Annotated in this window: 26 protein-coding genes and 1 tRNA gene; 12 read left to right on the forward strand and 15 right to left on the reverse strand. The window is 66.1% G+C overall.

The genetic code is table 11. The features are described from left to right. Window positions 1-136: 136 nt before the first annotated feature. Genes thrB through argS form a run of 5 tightly spaced genes read right to left on the reverse strand, consistent with a single transcriptional unit; the run spans window position 137 to window position 6,582 of the window. The gene (gene thrB, locus A5760_RS22610; RefSeq protein ID WP_064884928.1) at window positions 137-1,072 is read right to left on the reverse strand and encodes a homoserine kinase; all 936 of its coding nucleotides are present in this window, start codon (window positions 1,070-1,072) and stop codon (window positions 137-139) included. Between the two features lie 37 nt (window positions 1,073-1,109). After that, window positions 1,110-2,192, reverse strand: a complete 1,083-nt coding sequence (gene thrC / locus A5760_RS22615; RefSeq protein WP_064884930.1) for a threonine synthase — start codon at window positions 2,190-2,192, stop codon at window positions 1,110-1,112. Next, window positions 2,189-3,511, reverse strand: coding sequence for a homoserine dehydrogenase (locus tag A5760_RS22620; protein ID WP_064884932.1), 1,323 nt, complete (start codon window positions 3,509-3,511; stop codon window positions 2,189-2,191). The genes thrC and A5760_RS22620 overlap by 4 nt, the downstream gene beginning before the upstream one ends. Window positions 3,512-3,514: 3 nt before the next feature. Then, window positions 3,515-4,873 (reverse strand): diaminopimelate decarboxylase, encoded by a 1,359-nt coding sequence (gene lysA, locus A5760_RS22625; protein ID WP_196772179.1) that lies wholly within the window; start codon window positions 4,871-4,873, stop codon window positions 3,515-3,517. 56 nt (window positions 4,874-4,929) lie between these two features. Then, window positions 4,930-6,582 carry an arginine--tRNA ligase gene (argS, locus tag A5760_RS22630; RefSeq protein WP_064884937.1) on the reverse strand — a complete coding sequence of 551 codons (1,653 nt, stop codon included), beginning with the start codon at window positions 6,580-6,582 and terminating at the stop codon, window positions 4,930-4,932. 127 nt (window positions 6,583-6,709) lie between these two features. Here argS and A5760_RS22635 point away from each other — a divergent pair. The 7 genes from A5760_RS22635 (at window position 6,710) to A5760_RS22665 (ending at window position 13,052) form a co-directional block, all read left to right on the forward strand. After that, a tRNA-Arg gene (locus tag A5760_RS22635) sits at window positions 6,710-6,785 on the forward strand. Between the two features lie 729 nt (window positions 6,786-7,514). Further along, complete coding sequence (locus tag A5760_RS22640; protein ID WP_064884939.1) at window positions 7,515-7,811, forward strand: hypothetical protein; 297 nt, start codon at window positions 7,515-7,517, stop codon at window positions 7,809-7,811. Beyond that, a complete protein-coding gene (locus A5760_RS22645) occupies window positions 7,811-8,155 on the forward strand; it encodes a hypothetical protein (protein WP_064884941.1) in 345 nt (114 codons plus the stop codon). Before A5760_RS22640 ends, A5760_RS22645 begins: the two co-directional genes overlap by 1 nt. 479 nt (window positions 8,156-8,634) lie before the next feature. Next, complete coding sequence (locus A5760_RS22650) at window positions 8,635-9,429, forward strand: hypothetical protein (protein WP_231122716.1); 795 nt, start codon at window positions 8,635-8,637, stop codon at window positions 9,427-9,429. Between the two features lie 667 nt (window positions 9,430-10,096). Continuing rightward, on the forward strand, window positions 10,097-11,638 hold the full coding sequence (locus tag A5760_RS22655; RefSeq protein WP_064884945.1) for an adenylate/guanylate cyclase domain-containing protein: 1,542 nt from the start codon (window positions 10,097-10,099) through the stop codon (window positions 11,636-11,638). Window positions 11,639-11,797: 159 nt separating this feature from the next. Further along, complete coding sequence (locus A5760_RS22660) at window positions 11,798-12,484, forward strand: hypothetical protein (protein WP_064884947.1); 687 nt, start codon at window positions 11,798-11,800, stop codon at window positions 12,482-12,484. Between the two features lie 280 nt (window positions 12,485-12,764). Next, on the forward strand, window positions 12,765-13,052 hold the full coding sequence (locus tag A5760_RS22665) for a DUF732 domain-containing protein (RefSeq protein ID WP_064884949.1): 288 nt from the start codon (window positions 12,765-12,767) through the stop codon (window positions 13,050-13,052). Window positions 13,053-13,086: 34 nt separating this feature from the next. Here A5760_RS22665 and A5760_RS22670 read toward each other — a convergent pair whose 3' ends face one another. Both A5760_RS22670 and A5760_RS22675 read right to left on the reverse strand, forming a co-directional pair. Beyond that, window positions 13,087-13,593 (reverse strand): hypothetical protein, encoded by a 507-nt coding sequence (locus tag A5760_RS22670; RefSeq protein ID WP_196772170.1) that lies wholly within the window; start codon window positions 13,591-13,593, stop codon window positions 13,087-13,089. Between the two features lie 73 nt (window positions 13,594-13,666). Beyond that, entirely contained in the window at window positions 13,667-14,236 is a 570-nt protein-coding gene (locus A5760_RS22675; protein WP_196772180.1) for an NUDIX domain-containing protein, read from the reverse strand. A gap of 34 nt (window positions 14,237-14,270) precedes the next feature. On the opposite strand from A5760_RS22675, the gene A5760_RS22680 reads away from it, so the two are divergent. After that, entirely contained in the window at window positions 14,271-14,642 is a 372-nt protein-coding gene (locus A5760_RS22680) for a nuclear transport factor 2 family protein (RefSeq protein ID WP_064884954.1), read from the forward strand. Between the two features lie 145 nt (window positions 14,643-14,787). Here the strand turns inward: A5760_RS22680 and A5760_RS22685 are convergent, their stop codons facing one another. Then, complete coding sequence (locus tag A5760_RS22685) at window positions 14,788-14,982, reverse strand: hypothetical protein (RefSeq protein ID WP_064884956.1); 195 nt, start codon at window positions 14,980-14,982, stop codon at window positions 14,788-14,790. A gap of 306 nt (window positions 14,983-15,288) precedes the next feature. Here A5760_RS22685 and A5760_RS22690 point away from each other — a divergent pair, with 306 nt between their 5' ends. After that, entirely contained in the window at window positions 15,289-17,016 is a 1,728-nt protein-coding gene (locus tag A5760_RS22690; protein ID WP_064884958.1) for an NAD-binding protein, read from the forward strand. A gap of 19 nt (window positions 17,017-17,035) precedes the next feature. Here the strand turns inward: A5760_RS22690 and A5760_RS22695 are convergent, their stop codons facing one another. Then, complete coding sequence (locus tag A5760_RS22695; protein WP_064884960.1) at window positions 17,036-17,908, reverse strand: tetratricopeptide repeat protein; 873 nt, start codon at window positions 17,906-17,908, stop codon at window positions 17,036-17,038. A gap of 76 nt (window positions 17,909-17,984) precedes the next feature. Then, window positions 17,985-18,863: an LLM class flavin-dependent oxidoreductase gene (locus A5760_RS22700; protein WP_064884962.1), complete on the reverse strand. Its 879-nt coding sequence runs from the start codon at window positions 18,861-18,863 to the stop codon at window positions 17,985-17,987. Between the two features lie 57 nt (window positions 18,864-18,920). Here A5760_RS22700 and A5760_RS22705 point away from each other — a divergent pair, with 57 nt between their 5' ends. Both A5760_RS22705 and A5760_RS22710 read left to right on the forward strand, forming a co-directional pair. After that, window positions 18,921-19,343 (forward strand): VOC family protein, encoded by a 423-nt coding sequence (locus tag A5760_RS22705; protein ID WP_064884964.1) that lies wholly within the window; start codon window positions 18,921-18,923, stop codon window positions 19,341-19,343. 46 nt (window positions 19,344-19,389) lie between these two features. Then, a complete protein-coding gene (locus A5760_RS22710) occupies window positions 19,390-19,779 on the forward strand; it encodes a VOC family protein (RefSeq protein ID WP_064884966.1) in 390 nt (129 codons plus the stop codon). Window positions 19,780-19,812: 33 nt separating this feature from the next. Here the strand turns inward: A5760_RS22710 and A5760_RS22715 are convergent, their stop codons facing one another. The 4 genes from A5760_RS22715 to cysD form a co-directional block, all read right to left on the reverse strand. Next, window positions 19,813-20,241, reverse strand: coding sequence for a DUF6188 family protein (locus tag A5760_RS22715; protein ID WP_064884968.1), 429 nt, complete (start codon window positions 20,239-20,241; stop codon window positions 19,813-19,815). Between the two features lie 158 nt (window positions 20,242-20,399). Further along, window positions 20,400-20,885, reverse strand: coding sequence for an Rrf2 family transcriptional regulator (locus A5760_RS22720; RefSeq protein WP_064884970.1), 486 nt, complete (start codon window positions 20,883-20,885; stop codon window positions 20,400-20,402). A gap of 57 nt (window positions 20,886-20,942) precedes the next feature. Continuing rightward, window positions 20,943-22,784, reverse strand: a complete 1,842-nt coding sequence (gene cysC / locus A5760_RS22725) for an adenylyl-sulfate kinase (protein WP_064884972.1) — start codon at window positions 22,782-22,784, stop codon at window positions 20,943-20,945. Next, complete coding sequence (cysD, locus tag A5760_RS22730) at window positions 22,784-23,713, reverse strand: sulfate adenylyltransferase subunit CysD (protein WP_064884974.1); 930 nt, start codon at window positions 23,711-23,713, stop codon at window positions 22,784-22,786. The genes cysC and cysD overlap by 1 nt, the downstream gene beginning before the upstream one ends. Before the next feature lie 198 nt (window positions 23,714-23,911). On the opposite strand from cysD, the gene A5760_RS22735 reads away from it, so the two are divergent. Beyond that, on the forward strand, window positions 23,912-24,352 hold the full coding sequence (locus tag A5760_RS22735) for a PaaI family thioesterase (RefSeq protein ID WP_064884976.1): 441 nt from the start codon (window positions 23,912-23,914) through the stop codon (window positions 24,350-24,352). A 23-nt stretch (window positions 24,353-24,375) separates the two neighbouring features. Here A5760_RS22735 and A5760_RS22740 read toward each other — a convergent pair whose 3' ends face one another. Continuing rightward, window positions 24,376-24,867 carry a beta-class carbonic anhydrase gene (locus A5760_RS22740; RefSeq protein ID WP_064884978.1) on the reverse strand — a complete coding sequence of 164 codons (492 nt, stop codon included), beginning with the start codon at window positions 24,865-24,867 and terminating at the stop codon, window positions 24,376-24,378. Window positions 24,868-24,905 lie beyond the last annotated feature (38 nt).

Genomic DNA, 24,905 nt, shown 5'->3' on the forward strand with positions numbered 1-24,905 from the left:
CGTCCACAAGAAGAATTGGTGTGTCCTAGCGGCAAGGCAGTATGGATGCAGATGCAGATGCTGCGATTGCTGGACGCGTCCGAGGATAGCCTCCATCCTTGCCGGAAGCAAGCAAACCCTCCGGCCACGCTGTGGATCAACCGACGACGGTGACTCCGGGACTCCAGCGAACTGTTTCGCCAGCGGCCATCTTGGTGATGGCAAATCCGTTGGCCTCGCCGTATTCCGCCACTTCCGGGGGCAGCTCCGCCGCTGTGGTTAACGCGATGAGTGAGGGTCCGGCCCCGGAAAGTGTTGCTGCCACATTATGACGCCGCAGCAGGCGCAAATATTCCGCCGAGGCCGGCATGGCCGGCGCGCGCTGCGGCTGGTGCAGCACATCTTCGGTGGCCGCCATCAGCAGGTCCGGCCGTTCGGTGAGCGCCACCACCAGCAACGCGGTGCGGCTGACGTTGAAGCGCGCGTCCTCGTGGCTGACCTGCGCGGGCAGCAGCACGCGCGTCTCGGCGGTGAGCGAGCGTTCCTCGGGAATCGCGGAGTACAGGTGGATATCGGGGTGCAGCCGCAGCGGCACCGCCGCGTACTGGGGACGATCGCCGGTGCAGTCGGCCCATGAAACGACCGCGCCGCCCAATACGGCGGCCGCGGCGTTGTCGGGATGACCCTCGAACTCCGAGGACAGCTGGATCAGCTGGGTTGCGCTGAGCGGCGTCCAATCCGTTTGTGCGACAAGGCCGTTTGCAGCCGCCAGGCCGCCGACCACCGCCGCTGCCGAGGAGCCGAGGCCGCGCGAATGCGGGATGGCGTTGCGGCAGCGCACCGCCAGGCCCGGGGCGCGGACCCCGACTGCCCGCAGTCCGCACTCCAGTGCGCGCACCACCAGGTGTTCGGGACCCACCGGCAGCTGGCCCGCGCCTTCGCCCTCGACCAGCACGACCAGGCCGGAATCCGTTGTCTCGACGATGATTTCGTCGTACAGGCTCAGTGCCAGACCGATGCTGTCAAAGCCGGGGCCAAGATTGGCACTGGACGCCGATACCACGGCGCTGGCCACCAGCCCGGCGGGCAGCATCGGGGTCATCAACAGCCTTTCGCGATCGCGGAACCCACTAGGCCAGCCCCAGCTTTTCGACCACGAGGACCGGGTCCACCGGCAGCGGGGTGACGGTCGGCATGTCCCGCAGCGCGGTGTCGGGGTCCTTGAGGCCATTGCCGGTCACCGTGCACACGACCGTCGACCCGCGGGCCACCCAGCCGTCGTCGACGGCCTTGAGCAGCCCCGCGATGCTGGCCGCCGAGGCGGGTTCGACGAAGACGCCCTCGGACACGGCCACCAGGTGATAGGCGGCCAGGATCTCTTCGTCGGTCGCGGCCAGGAAGCGGCCGTTCGATTGCTGCTGCGCGTCAACGGCCGCCGTCCACGACGCGGGCGCGCCGATGCGGATCGCGGTCGCGATGGTCTCCGGGTTCTTGACCGGCGCGCCGTGCACCAGCGGGGCCGCACCGGCCGCCTGGGTGCCCAGCATGCGCGGCAACTTCTCGATCAGGCCTTCGTGGTGATATTCGGTGTATCCCTTCCAATAGGCGGTGATGTTTCCCGCGTTGCCGACCGGCAGGGCATGCACGTCAGGCGCGGTCCCCAGCGCGTCGACGATCTCGAACGCCGCCGTCTTCTGGCCCTCGATGCGCACCGGGTTGACCGAGTTGACCAGCGCGATGGTCGGAAAGTCGGCGGCCATCTTGCGAGCCAGCTCCAGGCAGTCGTCGAAGTTGCCGTCGATCTGGATGATCTTGGCGCCGTGCATGACCGCCTGCGCCAGCTTGCCCATCGCGATCTTGCCCTGCGGTATCAGCACCGCACAGGTAATGCCGGCGCGCGCCGCGTAGGCCGCCGCCGACGCCGACGTGTTTCCGGTCGACGCGCACAACACCGCCTGCTGGCCACGCGCCAGCGCATCGGTGACGGCCATCGTCATGCCCCGGTCTTTGAAGGAGCCGGTGGGATTGAGGCCTTCGACCTTGAGATGAACGCTGCAGCCGGTCTTTTCCGAGATCCGGCCCGCCGCGATCAGCGGGGTGCCGCCCTCGAGCAGGGTGACCGGGGTCCAGTTGTCCCCCACCGGCAACCGGTCCCGATACGCCTCGATGAGACCGGGCCACGGCTTGTGGACGGCGGTGCGCGGGGCGGTCATAGCGTGGTCCCTTCCAGTCGCAGCACGCTGGTGACGCTCTGCACGACATCCAAATCGGCCAGCGCATCCACGGTTTCGGACAGCGCGGCATCCGTGGCGCTGTGGGTGACCACGACGATGCGAGCCCCGACCCGCCGCCCGCCTTCGTCCACGACGCCCTCCTGACGGACCTCGGCGATGCTGACCTCGCGCTTGGCGAATTCAGCCGCCACCGAGGACAGCACGCCGGGCTTGTCGGCGACGTTCATGCTGACGTAGTACCGGGTCGAGATGAAACCCATTGGGGCAATGGGAAGTTGGGCGTACTTGGATTCCTTCGGCCCGCGGCTGCCCAGCACCCGGTTGCGCGCGGCCATCACCATGTCACCGGCCACCGCGGACGCGGTCGGCGCGCCGCCGGCGCCCTGACCGTAGAACATCAGCCGGCCGGAGGCCTTGGCCTCGACCACCACCGCGTTGAACGCGCCGTTGACCGTGGCCAGCGGGTGTGACAACGGCACGAGTGCGGGATAGACGCGCGCCGAAACCCGCTCCTGGCCATCGGTTGTGATGCGCTCGCAGATGGACAGCAGCTTGATGGTGCAACCCAGAGCCCGGGCCGATTCGAAGTCCGCGGGCGTGACTTTGGTGATGCCCTCGCGGTAGACGTCGTCTGCGGTCACCCGGGTGTGAAAGGCGATGGACGCCAGGATCGCCGCCTTGGCTGCCGCGTCGTAGCCCTCGACGTCGGCGGTGGGGTCGGCCTCGGCGTAACCAAGCGCGCCGGCTTCGGCCAGCGCGGTGTCGTAGTCGGCGCCGGTGCTGTCCATCGCGGACAAGATGTAGTTGGTGGTGCCGTTGACGATCCCGGCGACCCGCAACACCGTGTCGCCGGCCAGCGACTGCGTCAGCGGACGGATCACCGGAATGGCGCCCGCGACGGCCGCCTCGAAATACAGGTCGACATGCGCACTTTCGGCGGCCTGCGCCAACTCGCCGGTGGAGGTGGCCAGCAGCGCCTTGTTCGCCGTGACGACCGACTTACCGTGCTCGAGGGCGCACAGGATCGCCTTGCGGGACGGCTCCACCGGCCCCATCAGTTCGACGACGATGTCGACGTCGTCGCGCGCGGCGAGCGCTTCGATGTCGTCGGTGAGCAGCTCGACGGGGACGCCGCGGTCCGCCGCGACGCGGCGCACTCCGACGCCGCGCAACACCACGGGCGCGCCGACACGAGCGGCGAGGTCATCGGCGCTGTCCTCGATGATTCGGACAACTTCGCTGCCGACGTTGCCCAATCCGAGTACCGCTACACCAACCGGCTTTTCGTCACGGGGCACAGTTCACCTCACTTCCAGACTCAAGAGATCGTCGACCGTCTCACGACGCAGGACCAGACGCGCGCGCCCGTCGCGCACCGCGACGACGGCGGGACGGCAGATCATGTTGTAACGACTCGACAATGAATAACAGTAGGCACCGGTGGCGGCGACCCCGATCAGGTCGCCCGGTCGCAGATCCCCCGGCACCCAGGTGTCGCGCACCACGATATCGCCACTCTCGCAATGCTTTCCGACGACACGGGCCAGCTCCGCCGGCGCATCGCTGAGCCGCGAGACCAGCCGGGCGTCGTACTGCGCGTCGTAGAGCGCGGTGCGGATGTTGTCGCTCATGCCGCCGTCGACGCTGACGTAGCGCCGGTGCGCGGTGGCGCTCACGTCGACATCCTTCACGGTGCCCACCTCGTAGAGCGTGATGGTGCCGGGCCCGGCGATGGCCCGTCCCGGCTCGACCACCAGTCGCGGGGTCGGCAGCCCCACAGCCGCCGACTCGTTGCGCACGATCTCGCTCAGCTTGGCGGCCAGCTCGCCCATCGGCGGCGGATCGTCGGCGGCGAGATAGGAGATGCCCAGTCCGCCACCGAGATCCACGGTGGAGATCTGCGCGGTCTTCTCGACACCGAATTGTTCGACGGCCTGGTGAAGCAGACCGATGACCCGGCGCGCGGCGACTTCGAAGCCGGCGACGTCGAAGATCTGCGAACCGATGTGACTGTGCAGGCCCACCAGTCGCAGGTGCCGGGTGTCGAATACCTTGCCGACCGCGTCCAGCGCCGCGCCGCTGGCCAACGACAACCCGAACTTCTGGTCCTCGTGCGCGGTGGAGATGAACTCGTGGGTGTGCGCCTCGACACCGACGGTGAGGCGGACGAAGACATCCTGGACGATGCCCGCCTCGCCCGCGATGGCGTCCAGGCGGTCGATCTCAACCAACGAGTCCAACACGACATGGCCGACACCGGCTTTGACCGCGGCCGTCAGCTCGGCGACGGATTTGTTGTTGCCGTGGAAGGTAATCCGCTCGGGCGGGAAGTTGGCGTGCAGCGCCACCGCCAGCTCGCCGCCGGTGCACACGTCGAGGGACAGCCCTTCTTCGTCGATCCAGCGCGCAATCTCGCTGCACAGGAACGCCTTCGCGGCATAGTGCACGTTCTTGCCGCCGCCGAAGGCCGACGCGATCTCGCGGCAGCGGGACCGGAAGTCGTCCTCGTCGATGACGAACAGCGGGGTCCCATACTCCTGGGCGAGGTCGGTCACCGCGATGCCCGCGATGCTGGCGACGCCGGCTTCGTCGCGAGCGACGTTGCGCGGCCACACATTCGGCGCCAGCAGCAGCAACTCCTCGGGGGATTGCGGGCGCAGCGGGCTTTCGGCGTGGCGGGTCTCTTCGGCGTGCCGAGGACCGGCGGGGTGAACGTTCACATTCGCTCCGGAGCGGTGACGCCCAGTATCGCCAGGCCGTTGGCGATCACCTGGCGGGTGGCCTGGCACAGCGCCAGGCGCGCGGTGTGCAGATCGGTCGGTTGCTCGTCGCCCTGCGGCAACACCCGGCACGCGTCGTAGAACCGGTGGTAGTCACCGGCGAGGTCTTCCAGGTACCGGCATACCCGGTGGGGTTCGCGCAGCGTCGCCGCCGTGTTGAGCACCCGCGGGAATTCGCCGAGGGTCCGCAGCAGCGTCCCCTCCTTGTCGTGGCTGAGCAGTTCGAGGTGCCCGGTGTCGGGGATCAGGGCGAGCTCGGCGGCGTTGCGGGCCAGCGCCGAGAGCCGGGCATGCGCGTATTGCACGTAATAGACCGGGTTTTCGTTCGACGCCGAGGACCACAGCGCGAGGTCGATGTCGATGGGGGTGTCCACCGACGAACGGATCAGGCTGTAACGCGCGGCGTCGACGCCGATCGCCTCGACGAGGTCGTCCAGCGTGATCACCGTTCCGGCCCGCTTGCTCATCCGGACCGGCTGACCGTCGCGGACCAGGTTGACCATCTGTCCGATGAGCACCTCGACGGTGGCCGGGTCGTCGCCGAACGCCGCCGCCACGGCCTGGAGCCGGGCGATGTAGCCGTGGTGGTCGGCCCCCAGCATGTAGATGGCCAGGTCGAAGCCGCGCTGCCGCTTGTCCAGGTAGTAGGCGATGTCACCGGCGATGTAGGCCGGCTTGCCGTCGCTCTTGATGACGACGCGGTCCTTGTCGTCACCAAAGGCGCTGGTGCGCAACCACGTTGCGCCGTCCTTCTCGTAGATGTTGCCCGTCTCGCGCAGCCTGCCGATGGCTTCCTCGACCAGGCCCTTGTTGTGCATCGAGTCTTCGTGGGTGTAGACGTCGAAGTCGGTGCCGAACTCGTGCAACGACTCCTTGATGTGGGTGAACATCAGGTCGACACCGATTTCGCGGAAGGTCTCGCGCATCTCGGCGTCGGGCAGGGTCAGCGCGTCGGGCGCCTTCTGCAACACCTGCGCGGCGATGTCGTTGATGTAGGCGCCGGCGTACCCGTCTTCCGGGGTGGGCTCGCCTTTGGCCGCGGCGACCAGTGAGCTGGCGAACCGATCGATCTGGGCGCCGTGATCGTTGAAATAGTATTCGCGCACCACTTCGGCGCCCTGGGTGGACAGCAGCCGGCCCAACGCATCGCCGACGGCGGCCCAGCGAGTCCCGCCGATGTGGATCGGTCCGGTCGGGTTGGCCGACACGAACTCCAGGTTGATGTGGCGGCCGGCCAGCGCGTCGGAGTGACCGAAGCGGTCGCCGGCCTCGATGACGTTGTTGACGACGACGGCTTGCGCCGACGCCTCGAGGCGCAGGTTGATGAAGCCGGGACCGGCCACCTCCGCCGACGCGATACCGTCGGCCTGGGCGAGCGCCTCGGCGAGCCATCCGGCCAGCTCGCGGGGGTTGGCGCCGACCTTTTTGCCCAGCTGTAGCGCCAGGTTGCTGGCGTAATCGCCGTGCTCGGGATTGCGGGGACGCTCCACGGTGACCGTCTGCGGCAACGCGGCAGCATCCAGCCCGCGCTCGGCCAGCACCGCGGCGGCGGTGGTTTTGAGCAGCTCAGCCAGGTCAGCGGGGGTCACGAGCGTCCATCCTATTGGCTGGGGCGCCCGCGCCTCGAATCCATTGCGGTGGCGGGGTGGCCACCGCGATGCGTTAGTCTGTCCGTGCTTGTTCGAAAGCCCCATGGCGCAACAGGTATGTCGGTGCGCCCCCGTAGCTCAGGGGATAGAGCGTCTGCCTCCGGAGCAGAAGGCCGCAGGTTCGAATCCTGCCGGGGGCACCAGAGCTTTACGCAGTTGAGACGCTGTTTTCAGGTCACAGTCCGAACTTCATACGCCCCCGGCGTGCCCGCAAAGAATTCTCCGGCCGGCGCCGGCAAACGCGGTGATGAATTCACGGCCCGCGACAGCCACCGAAAGGAACGGCGTGACGGCCGCCCACGGATCCGGCCGCGTCATCGTTGCACCGCTGGTCACTCCCGGCATGACCAGCTGCCTCGTCAATCCTTAGATGGAAACAGCCACCTTGGCACCCTTGGGAATCGGTTGCGGAGTGCAACGACGGCGTTTTGAGGTCGACGGGCAGCCGCAGCCGTGGATGGGCCGTGCGACGACAGCCGCCCCGAAAGAGTGTTTGGAGTACTCGGTGGGAGTTACGGCCTCTGCTGGCGTCCGCAATTCAGTCAGTATTACTCGCGTCAGGGTTTCTCAATACCCATGGCCCTTTCTTCTGGCGGAGCCCCGTACCCAATTCCATGATGCAAGTCAACGAAGTTCACCAAAACTCATATGAACTTCATGTCGAGGCGAGACACTTCGCCGAAGTAAAGGCCAAACTTCGCCGGATTAACGGCGGTTACCGAAGGAGGTGTCACCCATGCAGATCGCTGTAGCAGGTGCCGCCTTGGGCCGTTACCCACGAATCTAAAAAGCTTTAGTGACGTCAGCAGGCCACCAACGTCGTCTACGCGGCACGCCACTACCTGTGCCCGGAGTGAGGAAGGTGTTTTCAGATGATTGGAAAGTTGTTCGTTGCGGCGGTGATTGCTGTTTCGCCGCTGACAGTAGGCTCCGCCCCGGCCCAGGCGGACACCGTGTGCGGATACGCGCCGGGGAAAGTCGTTGCGGTTGGCACCACCAGTTGCCAGTTCGCGATGAACGTGGCGAACAAGATGACAAGCGGGGCAGGCACCTCGTTCACGGCGTACTCACCAGAGACAGGCCAGAGCTACCTGATGTCTTGTTCCATCGTCCGTCACGGATCGGTGACGTGCACCGGCGGGAACGGCGCTGAAGTGGACATCTACTGATGAACAAAGCAGTGGTGATGCCCGCCGTGTTGGCGGTGGGCATCGTCTGCGCCCCACTGGCGCAGGCCGAAAGCGGTGATCGAGCCGACGCCGAACAGGCAGTAACGGCCATCTATAACCAAGTGCAGGCTCGCTGCACACCGCGTACTCCGCCAGCCTTCCAGTCGATCAGTTGGAACGACTTCTACCCGGCCGTCGGTGGGACCGGCCGCATCCATGACGCCAACGCGGGTCTGGGCGGCCCGTTCAAGGTGTCCTACCGGAACCCCAGAGTCGGCCCTGCCACGGATGGACCGGCAGGCCGAGCCTACGGCCAGTGGGGTGTCGACCTCGAGTTCTGTTGATCGACTAGGGAGTTAGGCCAATGACGAATGGGATAAGCGCATCATCGCCCCAGCTACCCGCAGGCTGGGCACGGTGGGACGCTCGTTAGGTAGCGGCAAACCCTAAGTTGCGCGACCAGGGGTTACCCATGAAGATTGCCTTTGCGGCGGCAGCAGCCGCCATGTGTTTCACGCCGATCATCTTGGTGCCGGTAGCACACGCTGATCCAACGGTGCCGTGTGCTCCCTCGGACCTGTCTTGCGGGATGGCGTATAACCAGTATTTTGATGCAAATTGCAGGTCGCTGATGACGCCAGGCGGGCAGACTGCCGCGTACGTTAAGTGCGTTGACGCATTTCCCGGGAATCCCGGATGGATGTGCCGGGGCTACCCCGCCATGATCGGATGCGCTGGTCCCAGCACCTCAGCGCGAACGACCACCGAGGTACAGGCTCCGGCTACGACCCCGGCTCAGGCTTCTCCGCATAAAGCGGCGTCGGTGCGACCGCCCAAGGGACTCGGGGCATCGTCTGATGCCATCGCGGCGGCCAAGGCGGCACCGCCGACGCACATTGACCCAGCCAACCCGCCGAAACCCCCGACGCGGGTGGACTTCAATCAGCGGGTGCAGAGCGTGATCAAGACTCACAACGCCAACGTTGACGTTGTCAACGGGCTGACCCACCCGCGCCATTGGGACTACATCGACTACGACGCCTCCCGCCATCCGATCCTCTACAACCCTCTTAATCAGGCGATGACTTTCCGATACTTCTACAGTGGTGGCTACCAGGAGGTTTACGTCGCCGCCGGTAGCAATGTGGTACTTGACCTCGCGGTGGACGGGGTGTTCCCGTTCACCGCGGTCGGCGACGACTACCTGACATCGGGCAGCTTCGACGGCGGGTCGCCCCCGACGGCATACCAAGATGTCGCCGCGGACGTCCCGGCGTATAACCAGACCGTCCAAGTCGGCAAGGTGCAACCGGTGGGCCACGACGATAGCCAAGCTGCCGGCAGTCAAGACACTTTCATGCTCGATGACTCCACGCTGGCGTGGGGTCAGGCCAACAACCCCAGCGACGGCGGTCAGATCACCGTGACTAAGACGCAAACCCTGCCAGGCGTGGGCCCCACCGACGACGGCCAATCCCTCATCGACTTGGCGGCGCCGTCGCATCCGCAGAGCAACACGACACCGTGGTCCACATACGGTTTGGCGTTGGTCTTGGCGATAGCCGCGGGCTTGGTGACCTGGGTGGTCATACGTCGGAAACGGAACGCGGCTCTCTGACTGACCTTGAAGGCAGGAGTTCGGAGCATGAACAACTCAGTGCCGATAGCCGGCCTGTTCCTGGCGGCGGGTACCGCCTACGCCCCGCTGGCGCAGGGGACTCCGGGGATCAGGCCTCCGCTGGGCAGGCGGTGGCCGCGATATACAACCAAGTGCAAGCTCGCTGTACCCCCCGCCCCCAGCCTTCCAGAGCATCCAGCGGTCCACCTTCTACCCTGCCAGTTGGGGTGAGGGTCGCATTCTCGATGGCCACCAGGGTCTGGATGGTCCGTTCAAGGTGTACTGGACTAACCCCCGGGTCGGCCCCGCTCAAGACGGTGCCGCAGGCCGCGCCTACGGGCAATGGAACGTGGACCTAGAGTTCTGCTGAGAACACTAATCGGTGTACTGCCCCCTGGTCGTCACCGACTTGAGGGCGGCCAGCTTCCCGCGCCGCTGCGTCCGGTTCCCAAGCGTGTTGAGAATGGCGACCAATTGGCGGGAGCCGCCGATTTACCGTCTTGCCTAGAGGGTCGCCGCCGTTCTCGCCGAGGATGACGGCACAGGATGGCGGGTGCGCTCGGCATTCCAGCGGTGACCAGCTGCCTGAGTGATCACTAGGCGGAACTACCTGGGGGATTATCACTGGCGCCCCGCCGAGCGGTGGGATCAGCAGTACGCTCAGGCCATGGCGGACACGTCGTACGCCAAGTGCGGCGATCTCAGCCTGGCGTATCAGGTGTTCGGCGACGGGCCTGTAGAGCTCGTCGTCGTCGGGCCGTTCGTCAGCCACCTCGAGCTGGCCTGGACCCTCCCCCAGTTCAAGGCGTTCATGGAGCAGCTCGCCACGTTCTGTCGCGTCCTTTTGTTCGACAAGGCCGGGGTCGGGCTGTCGGACCCGGTGCCAAAAGTTCGCACCCTGGATGATCGGGTGGCCGAGATCGAGGCCGTCATGGACGCCGTCGGCTTCGAACGGGCCGTCGTCTCCGGTCTGAGTGACGGTGGACCGGCGTCCATGATGTTCGCGGCAGCACGGCCGGAGCGAGTGCGGGCGCTGATCCTATGCGCCACATACTCGTTCCACCCCTGTGGATGGGACGACATGAATCGTGACCCGGGAGAGCTGCGGGCGCGCTTCCTTTCCGAGCTAGGTGAGGACTACACGCCGTCCGTTGAACAGCTCGCTCGCTGGCTGGAAGGCGGCCGCGCCGTGCGCTCCGGGTGGGGCAGCGGTGCGGCAGCCAGCATCAGCGCGCCGTCGGTCCGGTCGATACGCCAGCTCGCAATGTTGGAGCGCATGAGCGCGAGCCCGGGGATGGCGCGGGCGTCATTCGAAGCGGCCTTTCTGACCGACCTGCGCCCGATCCTGCCAACGATCACCACGCCGACCCTGGTCATCCATGCCCGTGAGGACCCCGCGGTTCCGGTGCAGGGCGGCCGGTATCTCGCCGACCACATCCCCGGCGCGCGGTACCTCGAGGTCGAGGGTGTGGACCACGCTCCCTTCTTGACCGAGCCCGACAAGATCTTGACCGGCATCGAGGAGTTCCTCACCGGCGGCCATGCCGCGCCTGCACAGTCACACCGCGCCCTGCGCACCGTGTTGTTCACCGACATGGTCGCCTCGACCCAGCACGCCGCGGCGGCGGGCGATGAGCGGTGGCGGGCGGTGCTGTACCGCTTTGGTGAGATCACCGCCGACCTCACGCAGCGGTTCGGCGGCACGGTGGTCAAGAGCACCGGTGACGGCCACCTCACCACGTTCGACGGCCCGACGCAGGCCATCCGGTGCGCCGAGGCGTTGCGCGCTGACACCGAGATCCTGGGCATCCAGATTCGCGTCGGCATCCACACCGGCGAATGCGAACTACTGGACAACGACATCGGGGGAATCGCGGTACACATCGCGGCGCGCATCCTCGGACACGCAGGGGCGGGCGACATCCTCGTGTCCCGGACCGTGCGTGACCTGGTCGTCGGGTCGGGCACTGGCTTCGAAGACCGTGGCAGCGTCGAGCTGCGTGGCGTGCCCGGCAGTTGGCAATTGCTGGCGGTCGATCGCCACGGCCCGCGGGCGGGATCGCCTGAGGCGGAACTTGTTTCAATTCCCACCCCCGGCCGCCGGACCGCGATGCGACGCTCGGACCGCGCCGTGGAGTTGATTGCCACGCGCGCACCGTGGGTTCTCCGAGGGATGGCGCACCTCGCCCCTGCCACCGACCGCCGCTGAACAACGACGTCGGTGAGCTGCACACCTAGCGGAATCACCTGCCGCGCGGGCGGCGGCCCGATCGGCTGCTGATCACCAGCGCAGTGGTCCGCTCGACCGTCCTGAAGAGCAACGTGAAATCGCACCCCACGCGTCACAAACCACATTAAGCTCCTGCTGGTGGGCGTGAAGGTGTTCGCCAAGGGCGGCGGGCGATGGCTGGCGATCGCGGCGTCGCTCGTCGTCTCCGCGGCCATGATCCACGCGCAGGGCACCAAGACACGGTGCTGCATCGAGACGCCCGCGCCGACTCCCGCCACCAGCGCCGCCGCCGCGCCGCCGCCCGCCAGCGCGCCGCGCACCGCCAGTCCCGCCGAGGTGGAATCGCTGACGGCGTTGGCACCGCCCGCCCCGTCCGCCGGCCAGCAATTCCAGCTCGCGTTGCCACACAGTGTGGGATCCGAGGAACGGTTGCAGGTCAAGACCATCTGGGCGGCCCGCGTCATCTCGGTGCTCTTCCCCCAGATCAAGACCATCTACGGATACCGCGAGGATCCGTTGCCGTGGCATCCCAACGGGCTGGCGATCGACGTGATGATCCCGAACTACCACTCCCCCGAAGGCATCGAGCTCGGCAACCAGATCGCCGGCTATGCCTTGGCGAACGCGAAGCGATGGGGCATCAACCACGTCATCTGGCGGCAGAAAATCTACCCGGGTATCGGCGGGGGCGACTGGATGGCGGACCTGGGCTCGGAGACCGCCGACCATTACGACCATGTGCACATCGCGACCGGCGGAGGTGGCTACCCGACCGGGCACGAAACCTATTACATCGCCTCGATGACCACCGCGCCGCCGGACTGATCCGCAGAGTCTTTACCCAGCAAGAGGTGGGCATCGGCCGGAGACGCATCGCGGGCGGGACCCGGCGGGTCGACGCGTCCGCTCAGCCCACGACACCGCGGGCCGGTGTGGTTGCCACGGAACGAAGCTTCGATTGCTGACGCAGGACATAGTTGCCCAATGCTGGTTTGCCAGCTTTTGCTGTTCGCCGCGCAGCCCCGCACCGCACGCCGCATACTGAGGCCGTTATCACTATCACTGGGAGAAGGAGACGAGCGTGAAGGCTGTTTGCGGGCTGCGAATGTTATGTATTCCGGCTGTTGTTGCTGCCGCGTTAACGGTAGGTAGCGGGGTCGCCGTTGCCGACGATGACGGATACCTGGGCCAATTGAAGAAGATCGGGGTCGTGTGGCAGCCCGGCAGCGAAGGCACGCTGATCTCGCTGGGGCACGCCATCTGCTCGGATCGCGCCGCGGGCAAGACCCCGGACGAGCTGGCGACCGATGTTCATTCCGGGTTGACCAGTTCCTTCAACTACGGTGACGCCACGGCCATTGTGAGCGCGGCGGAATCGAACTACTGCCCCTGAGCAATCCTGAGGCGCCGTCGTGACGGCGTCTCCGTCATGCCGGCCCGGCGGCGAACGCCGCCACCGGCATTTCGACGCTCCCCTTGCAGGGACCGTTGTTGATGTCGGTGTGCCAGGTCCCGCGTAGCGAACCATCGGGCTGCGGTGTGTAGTAAGCCCACGACCTCGCGGGTGCCCACACCTTCGAAATGCCTTCGCCCATATAGCAATCCCATTGGAAGTCGAAACGCTCAACCCACTTGGCGCCGTCCCAGGTGTAGTGCGAGGGCTGGGGCAGCGTCGGGTTCTTCGGCTCGGGGCCGTTGGTGGCGGTGGCCACGCACCTGCCCGACGAGCATGCGGTGGTGAAGACGTAATCCGCGCTGAAGGTCGGTTCGGCTTGCGTGGCGGCGACACTGGTACCGGTTTTGCTGACCGCATACCTCACCAGTGAGTATTTGCCGTTCCATGACGGTGCCAGCGCATGCGCACCTGTGCCGGGCGCGACGATCGACGCGGCGACGGCAGCGAGCACCGCAACTACCCGATACCTCGGCCGCATTGCGTCAATGGTGGCCGTTCGATGACGCGGCGTGATCTCGGCGCGGACACGATCGCGGTGTCGTGGCGAGTTTTCATCCCACTCGCAGTAGGAACAACGCGTAGGCGGCGATCGACTGCGCGTCGGCGATCACTCCCCCGCGAATCATCCGCTCGATCTCCGCACGCGCAAACCACGCACTGCGCATGTCCTGTTCCTCGTGCTCGCGGTCGGCTTCTCCCTCGGCGATACCGGTGGCCAAAAACACCCAGCCCCGCTGACTGGTCATTCCCGGCGCGACGTCGAGCTGGCCGAGGGCCTCGAATGACGTTGCGCTCAATCCGGTTTCCTCACGTAACTCGCGCTCGGCCAGCTCGACCGGTTCGGCGTCGACCAGGTCGGGAGCGGTACCCTGCGGAAACTCCCAGCGTCGCTGGCCGAGGGGATAACGAAACTGTTCGACCAACCGGAAGCGGTGCCCGTCATACGGCATCACGAGCGCATAGGCCGGCTTGTCGACGACGCTGTAGATGCCCTTGCTGCCGTCTGGGCGACGGATGTCATCCTCTCGCAGCACTATCCACGGGTTCCGGTAGATCTCACGGGTCGCGAGGCGTTCGATGAAAGTCACGACGCCAGTATTGCCCTGAATACCGCAACACATACCGTGGCGATGGCGAGGAGTAGCGTCCGAAGCTATGCCGTCTCCAGAAGCCATCACCGAGACCGTCAATCGCTACCTCGCGCTGGTCGCAACCGGCACCGCCGACGACATCGTGACTCTCTACGCCGCCGACGCCACGATCGAGGATCCGATCGGATCCGACATCCGCCGCGGCCACGACGCCATCCGCGCGTTCTATGCGGGCTTCCAAGACGCCAAGAAGGACACCGAACTCGCCGAAATACGGATCGGCGGCGGCGAAGCCGCCTTCTTCTGGCATCTGACGCTGGACGCCGGTGACAGCCGCACCCGAATCTCGCCGATCTCGACGATGTCGTTCGACGGGGACGCCAAGATCACGTCGATGCGCGCGTTCTGGTCGCCCGCCGACGTTCAGATCTTGTAGATCCACCAAATCTCTTGGCTGACGGGTTAACTCGGGATTCATCCGAGGATGCCGACCTAGGCAGATTGCGGAAATAAAAGACTTACAACGGTTTTCGCTCCCAGGACGGTTTGGTGTGACGGAGCTCCACAAGTCATGACTGAAATCAGCCGACCCACTCGTCGTAGTAGCCACGGATATCGGCGGGATCTTTGTGCCTGACCATGTGGGAAAGCAGATGATAAGGGGCGGTGAAGCCAGTGGCGTCGTTGAGCTGAATCTTGAAGTTGGCGGTGATCGAGTCGCCTTCGTCTGAAAAATCGCGGTAGGCCCATCGGGATGGGTAGCCGCGCCGCAGCATCTCGCCGAGGTAGTAGGAGGCGCCGTCAACGAACTCGGCATTCGCGAGATCGTGTGGAAGGCTTCGACCGTTGGCGTCACGTCTAGCACGAGGGCAGTCAGCCGGTCGATGCTGTCGGGGCTGTAATCCCAAATTCCACCATTGCTGGCTCGCCCTCGACGGTGCTGGATGCCTGGCTGGCCCGCCAGGAGCAACATTTCTCGGCCTGGGCACCTGAAAACTCACGACATGTCGCGCTGGCATCAATCGGCACGGTGCCCGATAGTCATAGCAACAGCTGAGCGCCAACGTCAGAGGTGGGGATACATGAGCACGCGCCGCCACATCATCGTCAGCGGTGACGACGCGCTCGCGACCACGATCGCCGAGGAACTGAACCGTGCGGGCGCCGCGATCGTCAAGTTGCACAGCGAGGAGCTCGCCGGCGCCGATCTTGCCCGCGCACACGCCATCGTGTGCGCCGGGGACGATGACGCGAAGAATCTCGAAATCGCCTTGCTGGCAAGGAAAACAAACCCTCATGTGCGCGTCGTCGCCCGCCTGGGCAACGACGTCCTGCGGGGAGCCGTGGCCGCCGACAACGGTCCCGGCGCCATCCTGGACGTCGCCGACCTCGCGGCGCCGTCGGTGGTCGAGGCCTGTCTGTCGAGCCATACGCATCCGGTCGAGGCGGCCGGCATCAAATTTCTGGTGTCGGGTGCCGAGGCGCCCCGCGACGCGACCCTTCGCGAGATCTATGGCGACCTGGCACCGGTAGCCGTGATTCACGGCGAGAACTCCGCCACGCCCGACGAAGTGGTCCCATGCCCGGGACGGGATCATCGGGTGCGCGCCGGCGACTGGACCGCCATGATCGGCAGCGCCGATGAGCTGGCCGCGCGCGGCATCAAGACGCCCCGCCCGAGCGCGACACGCTCGCGCCAATCGTGGATGCGGCGCGTGTCGGACGCCGCCCGGGCGATGCGCGACGACGTCAACCCGATGCTTTTCCCCGCGATGCTGCTCGCGCTCAGCCTGCTTCTCGCCTCGACGGTCGTCGTGCACTTCTCCTATATGAAGCCGCGATTGTCCTGGCTGGACGCCATGTATTTCACCGCGGAAACCATCACCACTGTGGGCTACGGCGAATTCACGTTCCTCCACCAATCCGCGTGGCTGCGAATCTTCGCCGTCGCCCTGATGTTCACCGGCGTGACCACCACCGCGCTGCTCGTCGCGTTCCTGGCCGACCTGCTGCTGTCGCGCCGCTTCGTCCAATCGGCCGGCGTCCGGCGGGCCCGCCATCTGCGCAACCACATCATCGTCGTCGGGCTCGGCTCGTTTGGCAGCCGCGTTGTCGGCGATCTGACCGCCGCCGGTTACGACGTCGCGGTGATCGAGCGCGACGAGAACAACCGATTCCTTTCGGCCGCAGACGAACTCGACGTGCCGGTGATCTTCGGGGACGCGACCCTGCGGCAGACGCTGGAGTCGGCCCGCGTCGACCGCGCCCGCGCCGTCGCGGTACTGACTCAAGACGACATGGTCAACATCGAGACCGGAATCGTGCTGCGCGAGATGCTCGGTCCCCGGGTGATGCCCGAAGTCAACCGGCCCGACGTGCCGATCGTGCTGCGCATCTATGACCGCACCCTGGGCGATGCGGTGGCCAAGCGGTTCGGTTTCGAGAACGTCCGCTCGACCGTCGACCTGGCCGCGCCCTGGTTCATCGGCGCCGCAATGGGCCTGCAGGTGCTGGGGACGTTTTCGGTCGGGCCGCGTTCGTTCATGGTCGGCGCCATGCACGTGGCGGCCGGTAGCGAGCTCGACGGGCTGCGGATGTTCGAGATGTCCACCCAGACCCGGGTCATCGCGATCACCCGTCGCGATACGCCCGTAGAGCTGCATCCTCGCCGGGATGCGTGGCTTCGCGCCGGCGACACCGTCTACCTGGTGGGGCCGTACCGCGAGCTGCTGGAGACGCTGCGCAAGGGGCAGCCGCCGCAGGAGCCGGCCGTCAACGAAGAACGCCCCGCGGACAAAGCGGCCACCTAAAAACTCAGCGCCACACGGGTCAGGAAGCCGACCAGCCCACCGACCCCGGGCCGCCGGATCCATCGGCGCGGCCGACACGCCGGGCGCACCAACCGGCCAGCTCGTGGCGGGCGGCGACCGTCACCGGGTGCTCTTCACCGAGCACGCGCGCCTCTTCGTCGACCAGTGCCGCCCACGCGGCGACCTCGTCGGTGACGCCGGCCCGGTCCGGGGCCCAGAGCGTGAACATGTGCCGGGCCATCAGCAGGTGAACGTGGTCGGCTCCCAGCTTTTCGCGCAGGTCGCGGACCAACGGTTCGAGTTCGGCGACGGCCGCCGGGACGTCGCCCGCCCGGCCCCGCCAGATCGCGAGCATCAATCTCGTTCCCAGGGTGTCGGCGTGTTCGTCACCGAGCACGCGACGGCGCGCGGCGAGCACCTGTTCACCCTCGGCTATTGCGCCCACGACATCGCCTATCTCCCAACGCTTCTCGGCGATCTTCTCGCGGGCGACCAGCACGCTCTCGTGCTCGCCGCCCAGGACGCGCTGTTCGTCGGCGAAAAGCTGCGACCACTCGGCAAGCGATGACAGCGAAGGTTGTTGCCGGCCCGCCAACAGGTGGCGAGCGGTCAGGGTGCTGAGATGGTCGCGGCCGAGCATCTCGATGAGATCCGGGATCAGCCGCGCGAACTCGTCGTAGGCGACGGCTTCCTCACCCGCCCGCAACTGCAAGGTGGCCAGCGAAACCTTGAGTTCCAGGACCGTGGGATGACGCTCGCCCAGCGTCGCCCGACAGAGGGTGACCAGCTCGTTTGCCTGCCGCGCGGCCCCGGCGTAATCGCCGTGATTCGCGCACTCTGTCATCAGCCCGGTCAGTTCGGCCAGCGGGGCGGGCAGCTCCTGCTGAGTCATTCGCTAATGAAATCGCCACCGCGCCGACGCGGCAATTCACCCCGATCTACCTGCGGCGATGCCACAGGACTGCAGGTTACAGCCGCGCCGCCACGTCCGCGGCGCGATGTACTTGATTGACATCCGAGCTCGTCGGGATGAGCTGAACCTCGTCGGTGCCGATGTCCTCGAACCGGCGCAACACGTCCAACAGCTCGTCTTCACTGCCGGCCCAGCCCGTCATCGGCGCCATAGCGTCGACGTACTCGGCCGGTATCCAGTTCATGTACCGGCGCAGATGACGGTGGATCTGGCCGCGAGACTCCTCCGGGGATCCGAACGCGAACCAGAACGACGTAATCAGGTGCGGTTTGGGCTTGCCGGCCCGGGCCCAGGCCTCCCGGGTCACGTCGAACAGCTCGTTCTGCTTGGCGACATCGAGGTCAAGGGTGGTACCCGCCAGCCCGTCGGCCCACGCGGCCGCGCTGCGGATGGTTTTCGGCCCGATACTGCCGACGAACAGGGGCGGACCGCCGGGCTGGACCGGCGCCGGCCCGACGGGCAGTACCGAGTCGGTGGTCTTCTCCCCCGCCCAGACGCGCTTCATCACGGCAACGCGTTCGGCCATGCCGCGCATCGTCTGCGTCGCCGGGTCGGCGCTGACGGCGTGGTAGTCCTCGTGCCGGCCGCCCACCCCGATTCCGACGGTCAGCCGGCCGCCGCTGAGCAGGTCACCGGTCGCCAGCCCCTTGGCGAGCATGACGGGATCGTGCAGCTGCGGCACGATGACGGTCGTCAGCAGCCGCACCCGGTTGGTCCAGGCGGCCAGCGCGCCCAGCAACGTCAGGTTGTCCGGGTTGTCGAAGGCGATCCGCTCGCCCCAGCACAGCGAAGAGAACGGGCCCTCGTCGATGGCGCGCGCCCACGTCTCGAGCACCGTCGCATCCAGATCGGGCTCCATCACCGGCATCGTCATCGCAATCCGCACGACGGCGATTCTGACATGTTTGATATGCGGCCCTTCAGTGGAACCATGGGGCGAGTGGCGTTCACCAGTAGTTCCATCGCACATGTCCGACTGACCGTGACCGATATCGAGCGGTCGCGGCAGTTCTACGAGAGCGTGTTCGGTTGGCCGGTGTTGATCGAAGTTCCCGAGAATGCCGACGAACCCACCCGCAACCAGTTGAGCTTCCTGTACGGCGGCGTCATCTACGACCTCGGCGGGACGCTGCTCGGGCTGCGGCCGGTCGCCGCCGACCGCTTCAACGAGGACCGCGTCGGCCTCGACCACATTGCCTTCCGGCTCGCCAGCAAAGATGAATTGGATTCGGCGGCAGCGCATCTCGACGAACTCAGCGTGGCCCACGAGCCGGTCAAAGACATCGGGCCGTCCTACATCCTGGAGTTCCGCGATCCCGACAACATCGCCCTGGAGCTAACCGCGCCCAAGTAGCGCGGCGTTGTCGCGCCGGTCGCGCAGTGGTTGACTGGAAAGAACTATGACCATCAGTTTCAACCACACCATCGTCGCGTCACGCGACAAACGCGAATCCGCCGAGTTTCTCGCCGAGCTGTTCGGCCTGCCCGGCCCAAAGCCCTTCGGCCACTTCATGGTTGTCGAGCTCGAGCACGGCGTGAGCCTCGACTACGCGGATGCCGCTGAAGGGGCGGACATCCCACGCCAGCACTACGCGTTCTTGGTGTCCGAGCAGGAGTTCGACACCATTTACGGCAAGATCACATCGCGCAATTTGCAGCACTGGGCGGACCCGGGCGCCAAACGACCCGGCGAAATCAACCAACGGGACGGCGGGCGCGGCGTGTACTTCCTCGATCCATCGGGGCACGCCATGGAGATCCTCACGCGCCCCTACGGCTCTGGCAGCTGAGCGCGACCGGCGACCATCAGGTTCGCCGGGAGCTCACTCGTCGATGTTCGTTTCGTCCACGTCGTGCCGCACAACCCGCACCTTGCCGTGCGGTAGGCACGCAGCATATCCGTGGTACTTGCCATACAGCTCCCACGCGGTGACATCGTCGTCCGGAGGCACGTCGATCTTGTGACCGTCGGAGAACTCGAGGTGGAGATCTCCGGTGTCAAACCAATCAATACCCGTGCAGTTTTGCCCGGAGAAATCAAAGAGCGGACGCACCTGGTTGGCCGGGTCGGTCGGATCGATCGCGACCACTTCCGCGGGGGCGGTAGCAAGGGCCGGCAGGGTCAAGCGCAGAGGTACCGAGATGACAAGCTCGTTGTCATCGTCGAAATTCAGAACCAAACCATCGCGGAACATGATCCGCTGTAACGCACACCCCTCGAGCCAATGCTCGATCATTTTCGGTTCAGCCATAAATATCCACTCCGTCCTCGATATGCCAAGTGCACAAACGGCGCGCACCGCTCGGCAGAGCGTCAGGTGATTTGGGTTCCCGCGCAGCTGCGCAGTTAACCCATCCAGGGTCAGGATTTCTTGGGTGGCGTACGCATCGAGGACGGCGTGCGTTGCCCCTAGTCGCCGGTGCGCGCTGTGCCGTGCCGCTGGTTTTCCTGCTTGCGGTAGTCATCGGCCAGTTGCGCGACATGCTTGGGCAGGCCACCGGTGGCGACGTCGGCCAGCGTCGTCTCTTCCAGGACCAACCGCATGCTGGCCCGCAGCGCGCGCCAGACGTCGGTGAGCGCGGCCGTCGGCCCGGAGTACGGCAAGTCACCGAGCCCGATGTCACGGACGCTGGCCAGCGGGCCGTCGATACAGCGCAACACGTCGGCGATGCTGATGTCTTTCCCGGACCGGGCCAATTCGTAGCCGCCCTCGCGACCGCGGTGGCTTCGCACCAGCCGGTCGGTGCGCAGGTTGGTCAGGATGTCGACGAGAAATTGCGGCGGAATGCCCTGGGCATGGGCCAAATCGTCGGTCTTCACCAGCGTTCCGTCGGGCACCGTGGCGAGCTGAATCATCGCCCGCACGGCATACTCCGCCTTCGCCGACATGCGCACTCACAGGATTGTGCCACCCGACGACGCTATTTCGGCGCAGCCTGGCTGATCTGGCGGCTACCCGCGTGATTCGAGCAGGTCGACGATCCGCTGCGCCTGCTCCTCGACGGTACCGTCCGGGGTCAGCCGCAGATCGGGGTTCACCGGCGCCTGATACGGGCTGTCGATGCCGGTGAACTGGCTGATCTCACCCGCGCGGGCCTTGGCGTACAGACCCTTGGGATCACGCTTTTCGCATTCCTCTATCGGGGTGTCGCAGAACACCTCGATGAAATCGAAGCCGGCCTCGGCGTGCACGTTGCGGGCCAGTTCGCGCTGCTCGGCCAGCGGGCTGATCGCCGGCACCAGCACGACGTTGCCGCAGTCGGCGAGCACCGCCGCCACATGCGCCAGCCTGCGCAGGTTTTCGGCTCGGTCGGCCATGGAAAAGCCCAGGTCGGCGTTCAAGCCATGCCGCAGATTGTCGCCGTCGAGAACGTATGCCGGAATTCCCTTTTGGAGCAGCTTCTGCTCGACCAGCATCGCCACCGATGACTTGCCGGAGCCGGACAAACCGGTGAACCACACCGTCCTGCCCCGAGGCCGCGCCTCGGCGACGGCGGATGACTTGTGCCGCACCGTGTTCGGGCTCGCAGCCTGCGCCGACACGTCGCGCAGCACCATGCCGGCCGCCACCGTTCCGTTGGTGTGCGGGTCGATGAGGATGAACGAGCCGGTGCTGGCGTTGCGCGTGTACTCGTCGAGCAGCAGCGGCACCTGGGTGCGCAGCGAGATGCGGCCGAGTTCGTTGAGCTTCAACGCCGTTGCCGTCTTGTCGCGATGCAGCGTGTTGACGTCGAGCCGGTAGTCGAGCGCGGTCACCTTGGCATGCGTGGTGCGGGTGGTGTGCTTGATGACGTAGTCGCGGCCGGGTTCGAGGGCCGCGCTGTCGGCCATCCAGCAGACCGTCGCGTCGAACTCCTGCGCGACCCGGGGCTGATTGTGGGTGCGGGCGATCAAATCGCCGCGCGAGATGTCGATCTCGTCGGCCAGAGTCAGCGATACGGCCATCGGCGAAAACGCTTCTTGCACTGGACCATTCGGCCCATCGATCGCGGTGATCCGGGTTTGCTTGCCGACGGGCAGCACCACCACCTCATCGCCGGGACGCATGACCCCGCTGGCGACGGTACCGGCGTAGCTGCGGTGGTCCTGGTGCTCGCGGGTGTGCGGGCGGATGACGTACTGCACCGGGAACCGCACGTCGACCATGTTGCGGTCACCCGCGATGTACACCTCCTCGAGGTGCGACAGCAACGCCGGTCCCTCGTACCACGGTGTCTGGTCCGACTTGGTCACCACGTTGTCGCCGTGCAGGGCCGAAATCGGGATGGTGGCCACGTCGTGCACGTCCAGACGCGCGGCGAAGGCGTGGAATTCGTCCCGGATCGCCTCGAACTTCCCTCTGTCCCAACCGATCAGGTCCATCTTGTTGACCGCGAGCACAATGTGCTGGATGCCCAGCAGGGACGCCAGGAAGGCGTGCCTGCGGGACTGTTCGAGCAAACCGTGACGCGCATCGACCAGCACGATCACCAGTTGCGCCGTCGACGCGCCGGTCACCATGTTGCGGGTGTACTGGATGTGGCCGGGGGTGTCGGCGATGATGAATTTCCGCTTGGGAGTGGCGAAGTAGCGGTAGGCGACGTCGATCGTGATGCCCTGCTCGCGCTCGGCGCGCAGGCCGTCGGTCACCAGCGCCAGGTCGGTGTAGTCGTGACCGCGGTCCTTGGACGTCTGCTCCACCGCCGCCCACTGGTCTTCCATCACGGCCTTGGAGTCATAGAGCAGCCGACCGATCAGGGTGGACTTGCCGTCGTCGACGGAACCCGCAGTGGCCAAGCGCAATAGCGTTGTCATCAGAAGTATCCCTGCCGTTTGCGGTCTTCCATGCCGGCCTCCGAGATCCGGTCGTCAGCTCGGGTGGCCCCGCGTTCGGTCAGCCGCGACACCGCGGTCTCGGCGATGACCTCGTCCACGGTGACGGCCTTTGATTCCACGCAGCCGGTGCACGTGACGTCGCCGACGGTGCGGAACCGCACCGTCGCCTCGAATACGGGTTCGTCATCGCGCGGGTGCATGTTCTTGTCGACCGCCAGCAGCATGCCGTCGCGGCGAAACACCCTGCGCTGGTGGGCGTAATAGATCGACGGCAGTGCGATGTTCTCGGCGCCGATGTAGGACCAGATGTCGAACTCGGTCCAGTTGGACAGCGGGAACACCCGGATGTGCTCGCCCTTGTGATGCCGGCCGTTGTAGAGGTTCCACAGCTCGGGCCGCTGCGCCTTCGGATCCCACTGGCCGAACTCGTCGCGGAAGCTGAACACCCGTTCCTTGGCCCGGGCCTTCTCTTCGTCACGGCGCGCTCCCCCGAACGCGGCGTCGAACTTGTTCTCCCGGATGGCACGCAGCAGCGTGACGGTCTGGATCGGGTTGCGCCCCTGGCGCGGCTCGACGACCCGGCCGGCGTCGATGTCCTCCTGAACCGAGGCGACCACCAGGCGCACCCCGTGCTCGGCCACCAACTCGTCGCGGGTCGCGATCACCTCGTCGAAGTTGTGCCCGGTGTCGACGTGCATCACCGGAAACGGCAGCCGCCCGGGACGGAAGGCGCGCAGCGCCAGGTGCAGCATGACGATGGAGTCCTTTCCGCCGGAGAACAGCAGCACCGGCCGCTCGAACTCCGCGGCCACCTCACGAATGATGTGGATCGCCTCTGCCTCCAGCGAGCGCAGATGACTCAACTCGTACTGTCCGGCGGCGGGTGCCACCGTCACATCACTGGTCATAGCTTCCTTCGATTAAAACCTGGCAGAACTGACCATATTTGGCATCTTAACGATAAATCAGAGCAGCTCGGCCCGGCGCTGTCAACCGCGGGACCTGCGGTCGGCGGTGCGCTGGCGCGCACACCGGTCACCGGACAGATCACGTCAAGAGTCGCGGCGACACTTTTGCCGCCGGTTGGGGTGCGAAAACATGTACGGATGACTGCCACCCCTGAAACCGCCGGACCATCCGCGCCGAGCGGTCGCGACGTCATCGCGCAGTTCCTCCCCCAATCCCCGTTCGTCGTCAAGCTGGGCATCGTCGCCGACCGCCTCGAAGAGGACGAAGTGCGGCTGCGGCTGCCCTGGGACCCGTCCAACGTGACCATCGGCGACATGGTCCACGGCGGCGCCATCGCCACGCTCGCCGATCTCACCGTCATGGCGGCGGCCTGGTGCGGCGCGCAGGCACCGCCGGAGCTGCGGGGCGTGACGGTGTCCCTCACGCTGGACTTCATGGCGCCGGCCCGGGCCACCGACGTGATCGGCGTGGGACGGATCCTGCGGCGCGGCCGGTCACTGGTCAACTGCGAGGCCGAGATCGTCGACCCACAGGGCACGCTGGTCGCCAAGGCGCTGGCAACCTACAAGATCGGTTGAGGTCGCGAGCGGCAGAGGCCGGATCAGGGCTTGATTTCCTCGAGCCTGCCGGTGGCGACGTCGAAGACGAATCCGCGCACGGAGACGTGCTTGGTGACGAACGGGCTGCCCTCGATGCGGCGCAGCGATTGCCGGACATCCTCGGCGAGATCGGTGAAAGCCTCCGCCGCCCACGCTGGTTTGATCCCGGTCTCCTCCTGGATGCTGCGCTTGAAGTCGTCGTCGGCGAAGGTGAGCATGCCGCAGTCGGTGTGGTGAATCAGGATGATCTCCCGCGTCCCCAGCAATCGCTGGCTGATCGCCAGCGAGCGGACGACGTCGTCGGTGATGACTCCGCCGGCGTTGCGGATGACGTGGGCCTCCCCCTCGTTGAGTCCGAGGATGCGGTAGACGTCGAGCCGGGCGTCCATGCACGCGACGACCGCGACATGTTTGCCCGGCGGCATCGGCAGCGGCCCCTCGAAGGTGCTCGCATATTTGGCGTTGTTGGCCAGGTAATCATCGGTAACCGTCACGCAAGCCTCCTCGCGAGTGTCGCGGCCTAAACCGTGCT

The sequence above is a fragment of the Mycobacterium colombiense genome, assembly GCF_001665835.1.
Taxonomy (GTDB): domain Bacteria; phylum Actinomycetota; class Actinomycetes; order Mycobacteriales; family Mycobacteriaceae; genus Mycobacterium; species Mycobacterium colombiense_A.

Coding starts and splice junctions, on each gene's coding strand:
- A5760_RS22715 (WP_064884968.1), bottom strand. CDS start 20,241: ATGGCTGAACCGAAAATGATCGAGCATTGGCTCGAGGGGTGTGCGTTA.
- A5760_RS22645 (WP_064884941.1), top strand. CDS start 7,811: ATGAACAAAGCAGTGGTGATGCCCGCCGTGTTGGCGGTGGGCATCGTC.
- A5760_RS22695 (WP_064884960.1), bottom strand. CDS start 17,908: ATGACTCAGCAGGAGCTGCCCGCCCCGCTGGCCGAACTGACCGGGCTG.
- A5760_RS22680 (WP_064884954.1), top strand. CDS start 14,271: ATGCCGTCTCCAGAAGCCATCACCGAGACCGTCAATCGCTACCTCGCG.
- A5760_RS22690 (WP_064884958.1), top strand. CDS start 15,289: ATGAGCACGCGCCGCCACATCATCGTCAGCGGTGACGACGCGCTCGCG.
- A5760_RS22640 (WP_064884939.1), top strand. CDS start 7,515: ATGATTGGAAAGTTGTTCGTTGCGGCGGTGATTGCTGTTTCGCCGCTG.
- A5760_RS22675 (WP_196772180.1), bottom strand. CDS start 14,236: ATGTGTTGCGGTATTCAGGGCAATACTGGCGTCGTGACTTTCATCGAA.
- A5760_RS22700 (WP_064884962.1), bottom strand. CDS start 18,863: ATGACGATGCCGGTGATGGAGCCCGATCTGGATGCGACGGTGCTCGAG.
- A5760_RS22685 (WP_064884956.1), bottom strand. CDS start 14,982: ATGCTGCGGCGCGGCTACCCATCCCGATGGGCCTACCGCGATTTTTCA.
- thrB (WP_064884928.1), bottom strand. CDS start 1,072: ATGCTGCCCGCCGGGCTGGTGGCCAGCGCCGTGGTATCGGCGTCCAGT.
- A5760_RS22710 (WP_064884966.1), top strand. CDS start 19,390: ATGACCATCAGTTTCAACCACACCATCGTCGCGTCACGCGACAAACGC.
- A5760_RS22665 (WP_064884949.1), top strand. CDS start 12,765: ATGTTATGTATTCCGGCTGTTGTTGCTGCCGCGTTAACGGTAGGTAGC.
- A5760_RS22705 (WP_064884964.1), top strand. CDS start 18,921: ATGGGGCGAGTGGCGTTCACCAGTAGTTCCATCGCACATGTCCGACTG.
- A5760_RS22735 (WP_064884976.1), top strand. CDS start 23,912: ATGACTGCCACCCCTGAAACCGCCGGACCATCCGCGCCGAGCGGTCGC.
- cysC (WP_064884972.1), bottom strand. CDS start 22,784: ATGACAACGCTATTGCGCTTGGCCACTGCGGGTTCCGTCGACGACGGC.
- A5760_RS22655 (WP_064884945.1), top strand. CDS start 10,097: ATGGCGGACACGTCGTACGCCAAGTGCGGCGATCTCAGCCTGGCGTAT.
- A5760_RS22670 (WP_196772170.1), bottom strand. CDS start 13,593: ATGCGGCCGAGGTATCGGGTAGTTGCGGTGCTCGCTGCCGTCGCCGCG.
- thrC (WP_064884930.1), bottom strand. CDS start 2,192: ATGACCGCCCCGCGCACCGCCGTCCACAAGCCGTGGCCCGGTCTCATC.
- cysD (WP_064884974.1), bottom strand. CDS start 23,713: ATGACCAGTGATGTGACGGTGGCACCCGCCGCCGGACAGTACGAGTTG.